Origin of the sequence: Oscillatoria nigro-viridis PCC 7112, assembly GCF_000317475.1 — a bacterium.
Lineage (GTDB): Bacteria > Cyanobacteriota > Cyanobacteriia > Cyanobacteriales > Microcoleaceae > Microcoleus > Microcoleus nigroviridis.
Genome location: NC_019729.1, coordinates 4,753,231 through 4,766,394, shown reverse-complemented (window position 1 = coordinate 4,766,394; position 13,164 = coordinate 4,753,231). Strand labels below are relative to the sequence as shown.

7 protein-coding genes are annotated in these 13,164 nt (G+C 47.5%); 2 read left to right on the top strand and 5 right to left on the bottom strand.

Going from position 1 to position 13,164, the window contains the following annotated elements; genetic code table 11:
- Positions 1-893: 893 nt before the first annotated feature.
- Genes OSC7112_RS39950 through OSC7112_RS20010 form a run of 3 tightly spaced genes read right to left on the bottom strand, consistent with a single transcriptional unit; the run spans position 894 to position 3,027 of the window.
- Entirely contained in the window at positions 894-1,046 is a 153-nt protein-coding gene (locus OSC7112_RS39950) for a hypothetical protein (protein ID WP_015177611.1), read from the bottom strand.
- Positions 1,047-1,067: 21 nt separating this feature from the next.
- Positions 1,068-2,768 carry a CHAT domain-containing protein gene (locus OSC7112_RS20015; RefSeq protein ID WP_015177610.1) on the bottom strand — a complete coding sequence of 567 codons (1,701 nt, stop codon included), beginning with the start codon at positions 2,766-2,768 and terminating at the stop codon, positions 1,068-1,070.
- Between the two features lie 4 nt (positions 2,769-2,772).
- Positions 2,773-3,027 carry a hypothetical protein gene (locus OSC7112_RS20010; RefSeq protein ID WP_015177609.1) on the bottom strand — a complete coding sequence of 85 codons (255 nt, stop codon included), beginning with the start codon at positions 3,025-3,027 and terminating at the stop codon, positions 2,773-2,775.
- 1,416 nt (positions 3,028-4,443) lie between these two features.
- On the opposite strand from OSC7112_RS20010, the gene OSC7112_RS20005 reads away from it, so the two are divergent.
- Positions 4,444-9,804, top strand: a complete 5,361-nt coding sequence (locus OSC7112_RS20005; RefSeq protein ID WP_015177608.1) for a cadherin-like domain-containing protein — start codon at positions 4,444-4,446, stop codon at positions 9,802-9,804.
- Between the two features lie 997 nt (positions 9,805-10,801).
- Positions 10,802-11,868, top strand: a protein-coding gene (locus tag OSC7112_RS19995; RefSeq protein WP_150111564.1) for an ISKra4-like element ISOni2 family transposase whose coding sequence is annotated in 2 segments (ribosomal slippage) — positions 10,802-10,970 and positions 10,970-11,868 — 1,068 coding nt in all. Because the reading frame shifts where the segments join, the coding sequence is not laid out codon by codon here.
- Here OSC7112_RS19995 and OSC7112_RS19990 read toward each other — a convergent pair.
- Positions 11,853-12,323, bottom strand: coding sequence for a Uma2 family endonuclease (locus OSC7112_RS19990; protein ID WP_051041530.1), 471 nt, complete (start codon positions 12,321-12,323; stop codon positions 11,853-11,855). The two genes, OSC7112_RS19995 and OSC7112_RS19990, sit on opposite strands and share 16 nt — an antisense overlap.
- A 171-nt stretch (positions 12,324-12,494) precedes the next feature.
- The gene (locus OSC7112_RS19985; RefSeq protein ID WP_015177605.1) at positions 12,495-13,154 is read right to left on the bottom strand and encodes a response regulator; all 660 of its coding nucleotides are present in this window, start codon (positions 13,152-13,154) and stop codon (positions 12,495-12,497) included.
- Positions 13,155-13,164 lie beyond the last annotated feature (10 nt).

Here is a 13,164-nt window from a genome sequence, read left to right as displayed (position 1 = left end):
GCAATCAGGTAAAAATTGAAGGGAATTTCACCTCTTCGTTGAACGGGTTTAAGCTAAAAGCCCACTCAATGGGCGCGGCGGCAGAAACATCGGGCAGCCACTAAGAGGGGAATAGTTTCGATCGGGCGAGATTGCTTGGCGACTCTTAACACTTCGCCAGGAATCAGTAGATTTCTAGGGGGAACTCGGGAAAATCTTCCTCCTCCGGCCCCAAGCCAGAGAATTTGAGGTTATTTCCACAGGGGAATTGAAAAAGACCGAGTTAAATGCACAACAGCTTAAATGTTTGATGCACTACAAATTAGCAGCGGTTCCCGACATCGAGTTTCGATGGAAATGTATTGGTTTCCACTCGTGGGCTGTAAACTGCCATACTCTCAAAATTTATGCACCAACTGGAGGGGCGCGTCAATCGATTTTAGATTTTAGATTTTAGATTTTAGATTGAAGCCTTGACCCCACGGATAAATACGTTCGGCTCTTTATCGGATACAGGTTTTTATTTCTGGACGGATGAATCCGGGGGCTTGTATCCTGGATGCTTGATTGTCAAACTCACAGCCGCTCCCATAATTAATTATTGTGAAATAGAGCAACCGCCTTGACGGTAAGGACGTTTTTAATTGTTACAACTCTTGCTTTTATTGTCTTGTGCCGAATAACGAATGCTCCGGCTGCCGAATGACTCGGCCCAAAAACGGATACCACCCCCCGACAACTGTCGTTTACCGATCAAAATTTTAGACCCTTGTTCAAGCTGCCAGATTCATCTGTGGAGTAAATCTAAAATATAAAATCTAAAATTAACTGACGAATACTGCATCAAGCAGTCTCGGACTTGCTCTCTCGACGAGAAACCCGGTTTCTTCCTCGATGCTTGGTTGCGCTGGTGCTTATTTGGGGTAGAAACCGGCTCGATCGAGGTAAGTCCGAGATTCGATCGAGCAGTATACTTTCGATCGCTTTGCCAGCGGCAGCCGATCGCGAATGACCAGCAAAAACCTCACCCAGTGTGGAGCCAGCCCAAGAGGGTCTAAATTGAGCATTGCAGTAGTGGGCGATCGCTTTTAGTGACGTTGTTGCAGGTAATTTTGCGACAGGGGAGTCCGTACCGCCGGCAGTAACTCTTCTGGTTTCGTTCCTCGCTGGTGCGAGTACCGCCACCCAAAAAAGCCAGCACTCAAAGCAACGGGCAATAAGCAAAGTATTAGGGCGACAGATTTTTTCAACCCCGGTTTTTTTAACGGTTTCTGAGTCGCTGCAGCGGCGCGAGTTGCTTGGATCGCCGAACACTCAGAATGAGGAATAGAGGACGGCGAAGCCGTCGGTGAGTTCGGTGAATTAGCAGCATCGGGTCGATCGTTCTGGTGAACCCAATCCCTGCGATCTTTTAATTGGTCGGGAAAGTATTCCCAGACTTCGCCGTCAGAACTGTCTGACTCATGCGATCGATTGGCTGGGATTGGGGGGTATGGGGCGATCGCCGAAACCGAAGACGGAGCCTTCCATTCTGTACCCCCCAGCGCCGGTTGCGTTCCCGACCCGATTATGTGCACCATAGAACCGGATGTGGCACTGTGGGCTGGGCCGCCGGTCAAATAGCCGTCAAAGTCCGGGTGCTGGTAGAGAATCGGCAAAGCCCAGTATAGCTGGTGAGAACCGTAGGCAGAAATTAGCCCAGCTCTTGCCCGGCTCAGGCTGAGATCGACTGGATAGCCTTGATTGAGATTGCGGTAAAACAACCGCGTCAGAGTTAGGGCTACATCGTCGGGGATGCTTTCTGCCATTGCTAGCACTGCCGGAATGCCCCGCTTCACTAGAGCTTCGGTTAAGTTCCGTTCCGCGCTGTCGTCCGCGAGGTCTGAGGGGTCGCCGTAGGCGCCGCGGCAGGAGTTGAACACGGCCATCTGAATACCGTTGTTAACGAGCAATCCAGCTAAGTCGTCGCCACTGAGGGTTTCGGTTAAGCCGGTGCGGCTGCTGACTAGGTAGAGTTCGCCACCTCTGGAACCTAAGTTGCTGTGGCCTGCGTAGTGCAGGACTTGGTAGTGTCCTTGTTCTAGGGCTTGGGTAAGTTGTTCTCGATCGGGCTGTTCGAGAATAGTCAGTTGAATTTCCGGGGAATGGGGGCTGTTTTTGAGAGGATTACCGGTGCGGTTTTGGAGTTCTTGTTGCAGGTGGAGCACTTCTCGCTTGAGCTGCAAGCTGTCTCGATCGCTCGGAGAGGCGATCGCCATTAAAATTTTTAGCGGCCCGCTACTTGGCAGTATCCGGGTTTGTTTGAATAAACTTGTACCTGGTTGGTAGCGAGAAAACACGACATCGGTGCCGGTTGCCAAAGGGCGATCGCCCGCGTGCAGAACTTCCCACGGCAGCCGCGGCAAGCGCCGGCCTTTGAGGCCGAGTCGCAGTTGCAGCACTTCTCGGCGGTGCTGGGCGATGCCTTGAGCGCAAGTCCAGCTATCGCGCAAGTTTCCTTGAAACAGCCCGCTGTATAATTGTTGCCCTAGGGCTACTAAATTCGGCGCACAGTTGTTTCCCGAACGGGAGAGGCCGCGACCGGCCAAACTGCTTCCGTGTACTGCTTTTCCCTGGAGCAAGCCCACCAGCGGGTCGTTCATCAGTTGAGCAGACAGTGCAAGCCATTCGTCGATCGGCCAGCGGACTTGTTGTTCGGCTAAGGGTACACCGGGTGCAACCCTTTCTGTCCGCACTAGATATTCGTCGTCCCCAACTGGGGTGACTGAGAGTTGAAATTCCTGGCTCACCGCTTTAGCGCCCTCCCGCCTTAATTCTGAATTTGCCTGCGTTTTTGCGGCTAGCAATAGCGATCGGCAAAATAATTTTTACTGTTCCAATCAAAGTTTCTGAATGCGCTTCCCCCGATCGGGCGATCGCTGGGGTGATATATATTTGTTCAAACACTTTGAGGATATAAAAGTTGTACTTTAATAACAGTTTATTAGTTTTGATTGCCCTGTGGCTCGGTGAAAGCCTAATTTTCTCCAATCTTGCTATCTTTAACATTTTGCACCTCTACCGCAGACCCCTTTAGATTCGTCCTGAACTTGAGTTTCTCATTGCTGAGTAAAGTTAAATTGGAGGCACTTTACCAGGCGGATCTCTAGTTCTTATTAAAATTACTTCGGCTCTCGCCAACCGGTTTCAGGGCAATATCGCAGGGAAAGTTGAGTATTTTATTTTTTTTTTCGATCCGTCGATCGGTCTTTACCGCTTATCCTCTACCACCAACCCCCCATGTGTAATCTTGATTTTGTGTCAATTAATTAATTGGTCAGCCCCGGGTTCTCATCCGTAAGCCCTGGGCCCTCATGCTTAAGACCTCAGTGGCGATCGGTAATCGATAGTCGATCGTCGATAATTGCTAATAAATTATTGCTAATTTACCGCTTTTATGATATAGAAAACTTTGAATTTAACTCTCTTAATCTAGTTAAAGTTAAGCAGTAAAAATAAACGTAAGCAGCCAAGAACTCTCAACAATACAACGGCAACCAAATTATTCCGGTACTCTCCAGAAACCATTATTTTGGGCATCTAGAGGATTACGCCTCATCAAGCCGGTTTCTCGGAGAATTATTGGATTTGGTAGCGAAGCCTCTACAAAGCAACAGGGTTTCGCAGCCTCGCCGCGGGTCGTGCCCGCTCAAAATGCCGATCGAGCTTGCAACTGTCACCAAAAACGACTCCTGCGTGCATACTACTTTTTAGCAAATTTGGCAATCTGTCTTGAGATAGATATATTTTTGCAGAACTCTTAGTATTAATCCGAAAAAAAACAAATTCTCAGTTCGCGAGGTTTCCTCGAATCGAGAGAAAATTGTGCAACTAAAAATTAGAACAAATATTTGCCTGGGCGAATTATCTAAATTTCTAATTACTCATCGGGAACTAAAATTAGGAGAGTGCTGTCGTTTAGGAAAGAGATTCAAATCCTAAGTCAGGGAAGGATTTGTCAAAGCTGGGAGTGTTACAAAACTTCAATACACCCAGCCTAGATCGGAAAAAAAGCAAGGGTAGAATTTGGGGGATACAGGTTTTGGGTAGTTATTTAGGAGTTGTCAGTTGCGAGTTAAATTGAGCTAATTCACTGTAGAAGTTACGTAGAGAATCTACAATCAGGGGCCCTGCGGCGCAGCTTACTGTAGAAATTACGGAGAACATCTCAAATGCTCGGCGCTTCGGCGCAGTAATTACAGTGTAGGTTGCATATCAATTAATTTTGGTACGCAATTGCCGAATATAAAACTCGCAACAGAGCGAAAAAAACCTTGCGGTTGAAGTGGCATCTATAAGAGTAAAGATGAGGAAACCAGCTCCTCTAGCAGGCGAAAGCATGAAGTTAAAAAAAATCTTCTGCAGCCTCCTGTTTGCTGATAAATTGATTCTAAGAATCTTACCATTTTTTGGGAAATATCAACAATGGAACCAGACGTAACAACGTTTTTAGAAGAAGAAGGACAGGGAACACTTTTTCTCGCTCAAAATGAAACACAAAATCCTGTGGGGGATTTAGGCAAAAACAGCCCTCCAAATTCCGCTCCGGACTTAGCCAAGGTAATTCAGGTAGCGCTCACCGAAAACACCGCCGACATTAACGCCTTATTTCCGGATCGGTCTAACGGTGCATCCAAAACAGGTGCTGCTGATAACAGCTCAATAGCTCAATTTAACGGCATACCCGAAGAAGGTGCGGGCAAGGATGATGGCAGCGGCATCGATCGCCGCCGAACCCTATTCGGTACTGATGACGATGACGTAATTGTCGCCACCGGCGATAACGAGGAGATATACGGCAAAAAAGGCAAGGACAAAATCAAAGGGAACCCTGGCAAAAAAAATAAAATCTACGGCGGTAAAGGTGACGACGATTGCGATGGCGGCGATGACGACGATGAAATAAAGGGCGATCGCGATAAAGACAAGGTTAAGGGTGGCAAAGGCAACGACACCATTAACGGCGGTAAAGACGAGGACAGCCTTTTTGGCGGTACTGGCAACGACATCTGCAAAGGCGATGACGGCGATGACTGGGTGCACGGCAACGAAGGAGATGATGACGTTGACGGCGGCGCCGGCAACGATAGCATCTACGGCGGCAAAGGTGACGACAAATGCGAGGGTGGCGAAGGCAACGATACCGTCAGGGGTGACACAGGCAAGGACAACGTTAGCGGCGGCGACGGCAACGATACCGTTAACGGCGGCAAAGATAACGATACCGTGATCGGCGGTGCCGGCAGCGACAACTGTGCAGGCGACGACGGCGACGACAGCGTTAGCGGCGGCATCGGCGACGATACCGTGATCGGCGGTGCCGGCAGCGACAACTGTGCAGGCGACGACGGCGACGACAGCGTTAGCGGCGGCACCGGCGACGATACCGTGATCGGCGGTGCCGGCAGCGACAACTGTGCAGGCGACGACGGCGACGACAGCGTTAGCGGCGGCATCGGCGACGATACCGTGATCGGCGGTGCCGGCAGCGACAACTGTGCAGGCGACGACGGCGACGACAGCGTTAGCGGCGGTGCCGGCGACGATACCGTGATGGGGGGTGGCGGCGACGATACCCTCGTTACTGGCGACGGCAATGATATGGCAGACGGCGGCCAGGGCGACGACAGCGTTGTTGGCGGCGGCGATGGCAACGATACGCTGATGGGCGGCGATGGCAACGATACGCTGATGGGCGGAACTGGCAACCATACCTGTATCGGCGGTGCTGGAAATGACGTTTATGTCGTGAGTAACAGTACCTCTGGGGCAACTGCAGTCATCGCTGACTTCGAAGACAAGCTGGACAAGTTTCTACTGTTTGGCGACTTGAACTTTAGCAGCTTGACTTTTATACAAGTCGGTGGCAATACCGAAATTCGGGTCAATAACTTCGCGCTGGCGCTATTGTTGAATGTCAACGCAACGCTTATCGATGCTGGGGACTTTTTGGGAGTTAATGGTCAAACTCCAACTCCAACTCCAACTCCAACTCCAACTCCAACTCCGAACCCGATTTTTAACCCTCCGCGAGCGGAAGTTAATAAGACCCTGACTGCTGGTTCCAGCGGCGGCGAGCAAACTATTACTCCTGAGTTATTGCGGTTTGTCGATGCCGAACAAGGTCCCAGCAACACAGTCTTTAAGCTAACCGACCTGCCCGATGCTAAAACCGGCCAACTATTCTTTAAGGGAGTCGCCGTAACACAAGTCGGTTTTACCTTCACTCAAGCAGACATTAACGCAGGCTCGTTAACTTTCAAAGCGGCAGTAGGTTTTATCGGTGCGCTTAGTTTTGGTTTTGAAGTTAGCAACGGCAAAAACGCTCTCACCAACCAGCGTTTTAGCTTGAATGTCGAGCGAAATGTCTTTAAGTTTGGTGGCACCACACAATCTCAAGTTATTGTCGGTTCTGCGACGCTGGATAACGACATCGAAGGCAGCGATGGTGACGATAACATTACAGGCGGTAAGCTCAAAGACAAAATCATCGGTGGCTTGGGCAAGGACACAATTAAAGGCGGCGATGGCGATAACGAGATCGACAGCGGCGATGACGATGACGATATCGAAGTCGGCCTAGGCAAAAACAAAATAAAAGCAGGCAAAGGCAACGACAAAATTAAAGCCGGCGATGGCGATAACGAGATCGACGGTGGCGATGATGATGACGAGATCGAAGTCGGTAAAGGCAAAAACAAAATAAAAGGAGGCTTGGGCAACGACACAATTAAAGGCGGCGATGATGATGACGAGATCGAAGGTGGTCTAGGAACCAATATTCTCAGTGGAGGTGCTGGAAAGGATCGCTTTATTTACCAGACTTCCCGCCAAGAGATTCAAACAGTTGCAGAAGCTGACTTGATTACTGACTTTAATGTCAATGACGATGTTTTAGAGCTTTCTACGGCAGCTTTTGGTAATCTCAGTGTTTCTAGCTTGACCCGACTGGAGATTACTGCTACTTCTGCTGTTGGGTCGATCGGCAGCGCTAACTTGCTCGACTTCAGCGCGGACATCACTGTTAACAGCATCACGTCTTTGCAAGCGCGGTTTTTAGCTTTGGGTGGCAACCTAGACGCGCCTACTTTCTGTCAGTTTACAGATGCCGCTACGGGCCGTTCCGTACTGGTATTTTCTGTTGGGGCGCGCTTTGAAATTGTCACCAGTTTCTCACTCAACATTCGCCTGCAAGTCAGTAACTTTGTCTTCACAGGCACGCCACTAAATGTTCCTGTCGGTACTGCCGGCCCTGACAATGTGGATTTCGGCACTTATCCGGCTGCAGTTAATTACGATGGTTTAGCAGGCGATGACAAGATTGTCGGCAGCAACTTTAACGATACCCTCAAGGGCGGCGACGGCAACGATACCATCACCGGCGGCCTCGGTTTGGATGTCATAAGCGGTGGCAGTGGTGCGGATCTGTTTGTTTACAGGACAACTAAAGAAGGCGGCGATAAAATTGCCGACTTTAAGTCTGGAACTGACAAATTCGAGTTTAGTGCCAGCGCTTTCGGGAATTTGACGACGACTAACTTTGACGGTGTTAGCGGTTCAACTCCGGACATTACTGGCAAAGAGTTAGTGATTTTCACTCAGGGCAGTTATGCCTCTTTGCAAGAGGCACAAGCTAAAGCCCTGGGCAATTCTACAACTGCTGGTTTCTTCGCCTTTACGAATGCGTCGAACGAAACGGTGTTGTATTTTGACTCGAACGGTACGGTGGCCGGTGGTTCTACCTTGATTGCGAATCTGGGTACGGCTGCTAGCAATCTGGGAACGGCGGACTTTGTATTTACAGGTACGATCGCATCTCCTGATAGTGGTACTACTACCAACTCAGGCAGCGTTGTTGATTTAACTGCTGCTGGGAACACTTATCCGAGCGACTTTAACAATTTCGGTTCAGGTGCTGGCGGTTACAACTTCACTACTCCTGTCTTGTTTACCGGAGATGCGAAGGCTAACAGCGTCACTGGTACTGAGTTTGCTGACATCCTCAGCGGCGGTTCGGGTGCAGATGTTCTGACTGGCGGTGCTGGTGCGGATCTGTTTGTTTACAAAGCAGCAGGTGAAGGCGGCGATACAATTACCGACTTTACTGTTGGGGCAGACAAATTCCAGTTTGTCAGCAGTGCTTTCGGGAATTTGACGACGACTAACTTTGACGGTGTTAGCGGTTCAACTCCGGACATTACAGGCAAAGAGTTAGTGATTTTCACTCAGGGCAGTTATGCCTCTTTGCAAGAGGCACAAGCTAAAGCCCTGGGCAATTCTACAACTGCTGGTTTCTTCGCCTTTACGAATGCGTCGAACGAGACTGTGTTGTATTTTGACTCGAACGGTACGGTGGCCGGTGGTTCTACCTTGATTGCGAATCTGGGTACGGCTGCTAGCAATCTGGGAACGGCGGACTTTGTATTTACAGGTACGATCGCCTCTTCTCCCACTGGTACTACTACCAACTCAGGCAGCGTTGCCGATTTAACTGCTGCTGGGAACACTTTCCCAAGCGACTTTAACAATTTCGGTTCAGGTGCTGGCGGTTACAACTTCACTACTCCTGTCTTGTTTACCGGAGATGCGAAGGCTAACAGCGTCACTGGTACTGAGTTTGCTGACATCCTCAGCGGCGGTTCGGGTGCAGATGTTCTGACTGGCGGTGCTGGTGCGGATCTGTTTGTTTACAAAGCAGCAGGTGAAGGCGGCGATACAATTACCGACTTTACTGTTGGGGCAGACAAATTCGAGTTTAGCGCGAGCGCTTTCGGGAATTTGACGACGACTAACTTTGACGGTGTTAGCGGTTCAACTCCGGACATTACTGGCAAAGAGTTAGTGATTTTCACTCAGGGCAGTTATGCTTCTTTGGAACAGGCACAAGCTACAGCCCTGGGCAATTCTACAACTGCTGGTTTCTTCGCCTTTACGAATGCGTCGAACGAGACTGTGTTGTATTTTGACTCGAACGGTACGGTGGCCGGTGGTTCTACCTTGATTGCGAATCTGGGTACGGCTGCTAGCAATCTGGGAACGGCGGACTTTGTATTTACAGGTACGATCGCCTCTTCTCCCACTGGTACTACTACCAACTCAGGCAGCGTTGCCGATTTAACTGCTGCTGGGAACACTTTCCCCGTCGCCTTTAACAATTTCGGTTCAGGTGCTGGCGGTTACAACTTCACTACTCCTGTCTTGTTTACCGGAGATGCGAGTGCTAACAGCGTCACTGGTACTGAGTTTGCTGACATCCTCAGCGGCGGTTCTGGTGCCGACATTTTCGACGGCGGTTTGGGTAACGACAGCATTTCCGGCGACGATGGTAATGACAGCCTCTTCGGCGGTGGCGGTAGCGATACTCTCAACGGCGGCATCGGGAATGACACTTTAATCGGTGGTGTGGGAACCAATGTTCTCAACGGCGGTGCTGGTTTGGATGTGTTTGTGTTCACCGGAACTACTGCTGACGGCGGGGATATAATTACCAATTACAGCATTGCTGATGATGTAATTAACCTCGACAAAACTGGTTTTGCAGCCTTTACGACCGGCTCTGGGCCTTTGGGTTCGAGTTTCTACGCTTACAGCAGCACAGTGTCTGATGTAACTGTGTTTGAAGCAACTTTAACCGGGCCGTCCATCATGGCTATCTACGACAGTTTGTCTGCGTCTACCAAGCTGTATTACGATAGCAACGGTTCTACGGTTGGTGGTAACAGTTTGTTTGCCACTGTCGATGTCAATTTGGGAGTTTCCGGTAATTCTGAATTGTTCTTGTTCTAAACGGCAAGAATCCTAATCGGGATATCGGTACGGTTAGGGACACAGCAATGCTGTGTCCCTACAATACAGAGGTAAGGACATAGTATTACTGTGTCCTTTTTTTTGGTAATTGTTAAACACTTTAGTTGCTATTTTTTGGGTAGGGGAACGGCAATGCCGTGTCCTCTTTTGCTTTGTTGTCGATGGTTGGAGTCGATCGCACTCGCGACGGCAATTTCACCATCCAATCCGGTTTATTTTACCCGTTATATCCATTCCGGTTGTATCGGAATGATTAAACCGCAGAGAACACAGAGGATACAGAGAAAGGGAAGAGAGAGATGAATACAGGACGATGCCAACGGATTTGATATTACCCAAAATCAGGACACTGCGCCGTGCCCTTGGACTACAATTAATCGGGCGGTGGTTAAGTTTGTATTCATTAATCCCTCTCCTGTGCAAGTACAAACGCCCCTTGATTTTTTGATAGTAAATTGTCCTAAATTTGATTTTATTCAGCAGCTTTTATAACCATTAAGCGCAACCGCTAATGATAATTATTCATTACTGGATTTGAGACTAAGACAGAATAAAGAAGTGCATTAATGTAAATTGAATGCAATCAAAAATAACAATCAAAAACATCAGATTAAGGAGAGTTTTTGTCGGGTTTATCGTAGGAGCCAACCCTTTTTAGACCACGGGATATCGAATTATACGTCGTCGTTTACGTCCAGAAATCCAACCAGGAGATTTACCTCGAAGTTTGGGAGGTTGATACAGGCGTTTTCAATTTGATACCAGAGGGGGCAACATTGCCTGAATTGCGATATTGAAAGCGGGAAATTCGATCGGTGAAATGCTCGCAGTTTCCGCAAGAATTACTTCGCTTTGATAGCAATTTTCAGTTGGTTCTCGAAAAACGTGCAGGGTGCATCTCACTTTGGCGAATATGTCACCAAAGGGTTAAAATGGAAAAGCTAGTAAAATTGCCCAAAAATATGAGGTAAAGAAAATGACACCCTCAGACCAAGAACAGCTAAAAGTCTACTTAAAAGCGGCAGCAGAAATTCTTTACAGAAATACAGCTCCAAGCGAGTTAGAAAGCTTTGATAGCATAGAAAAGTCTCTCCGTCAGAAAATGCTAGAAGAAGTGGGACCAGAACTAGGTAACTTTTTTTTTCAGCAGTATCAGGAATTCAAACAGGAAAACCCAGAAAAATAAAATCAATAGTCGGTTCGCTCGAAATTACCGACAATCAAGCGAAATATTTTGGATTGAAAGCGTATAGTCAATTCAGTCCAATGATGGAAAAATGCTGTCTTTTAATTAGTGCCAACGAATCTTATCAAATGGCAGAAAAAGATTTAGAGATTTTCACCGGAATCAAAGTCTCTCATAGTACATTACAAAGATTAGTCAAACGACAAGAATTTGAATTACCTACATCTAAACAAGGAGTTCAAGAAATTACATTAGATGGCGGGAAAGTCAGGCTACGCAACGACACCAAAGGCGAGGGTTGTTACTGGAAAGACTATAAAGCCATTTGTTTAGATAATGTTTATTCGGGAGCATCTTTTCAAAATAATCAAAATTTAATTGATTGGACTAATAGCCAAAAATTGCGACATCCTATGTATTGCCTAGGAGACGGTCATGCGGGAATTTGGAAAATATTTCAAGAAATAGGAGATACTGAACAAAGACAAGAAATCTTAGATTGGTATCATCTGAAAGAAAATCTTTACAAGGTAGGAGGTTCGCTAAAACGTTTGAAATTAGCAGAAAATATGTTGTGGCAAGGTAAAATAGATGAAGTTATCAATCTATTTAAAGAGATGAAAAAACAAGCATTTAAAACATTTTGTAATTATTTAGAGACTCATCGCTGCCGAATAGTCAACTACCAATACTATAAAGAAGAATCCATAAGTTCGATAGGTTCTGGAACAGTTGAATCAATCATTAAACGAATTGGGTTTAGGGTAAAAATATCAGGAGCGCAATGGAAGATTGAGAGCGTTCCCTCTATCCTTTCTCTTCGCTGTGCTTATCTCAACGGTCAACTTTCAATTTGATGTATTTGCCAAAGTGAGATGCACCCAACGTGCAGTTGTCGATCGCCCACATTTAGCACCCAATAATCGGCAATTCCCGATCGCCCGTAAGCTTTGGCTTTAATTTCGCGATCGAAAGTTAAGCTGCTGTCTGCCACTTCGATAATTAGATATACTTCTGAGGGAGTCGGATGGTGAGTCGCATAGTCAAAAGGATCGATTCTGACTACGGCGATATCCGGTTCGGGTTCGGAATTGTCATCAAGGGCGATCGGATCTTGAGTATAGACAGCAGCCTGGTTTTCGAGAAGTTCGCGCAACAGTGTCGCCCTGCGTCTAGTAGCAGAAGTATGGGCAGTTCCTTTCGCACTCATTTTGATAATATTTCCTAAAATTAATTCACCTCGCTCCTCTGGGTGAAAAAATCCCATCTCTCCCAGCATCTGATATTTTTTAACTGTCCATTTGCGGAGCATAAAAAGGGGCTTCTGTTATCAGCATAGTTTCACCAAAAATATCGCAATTACATCTAAGATAATTTGATTGTAGCTGAGGTAAAGTATGCAGCGGTAATCTGATCGGGATTGTGCAGCCTCTCTCTGCGATCTCTGCGCCCTCTGCGGTTAATAAAAAAAAAATAAAGTGATTCAGGTTTCGATCGCAGAATGGGCATAAATTGCCAACTGCGATCGATTTCGCAAGTTTAACCGATTCAGTAAATGAGTGACATGAGTCTTCACTGTTCCCTCAGAAATAAACAACTGCTGGGCAATATCTCGGTTGGCTAAACCTTTACCAATCAACCGCAATACCTCTTGTTCGCGCGGGGTTAATTGTGCCAGTGCAGGGAGTTTCGAGAGTTGAGTAGTAGGTGTTGGAGTCGTAGGTGCTGCACAAAATCCTGTTATTAGCTTATCCATTAAACCAGGAGCCAGTTGAGTATAACCCGATTGCACCAAACGAATTGCTTGTGCTAACTCTTCCGATGGCATATCTTTCAACAAATAGCCCTTGGCTCCGGCTCGCATCGCATCAACAATGTATCCATCGTCATCAAAAGTAGTTAAAACCAAGACACTCGTGTTGGGAAATGACTGACAGATCAGGCGAGTTGCTTCTCTACCATCCATCACGGGCATTTTTAAATCCATTAATACAACATCGGGTTGGAGAGCTTCGACTTGCTCTATGGCAGCTTTACCGTTGTGGGCAATTCCAATCACTTCTAAATCTGATTCTAGGCTTAACATAGCCTTGAGCCCTTGGCAGATAAGCTGCTGATCGTCAACTAACAACAGACGAATCATGGGATATTCC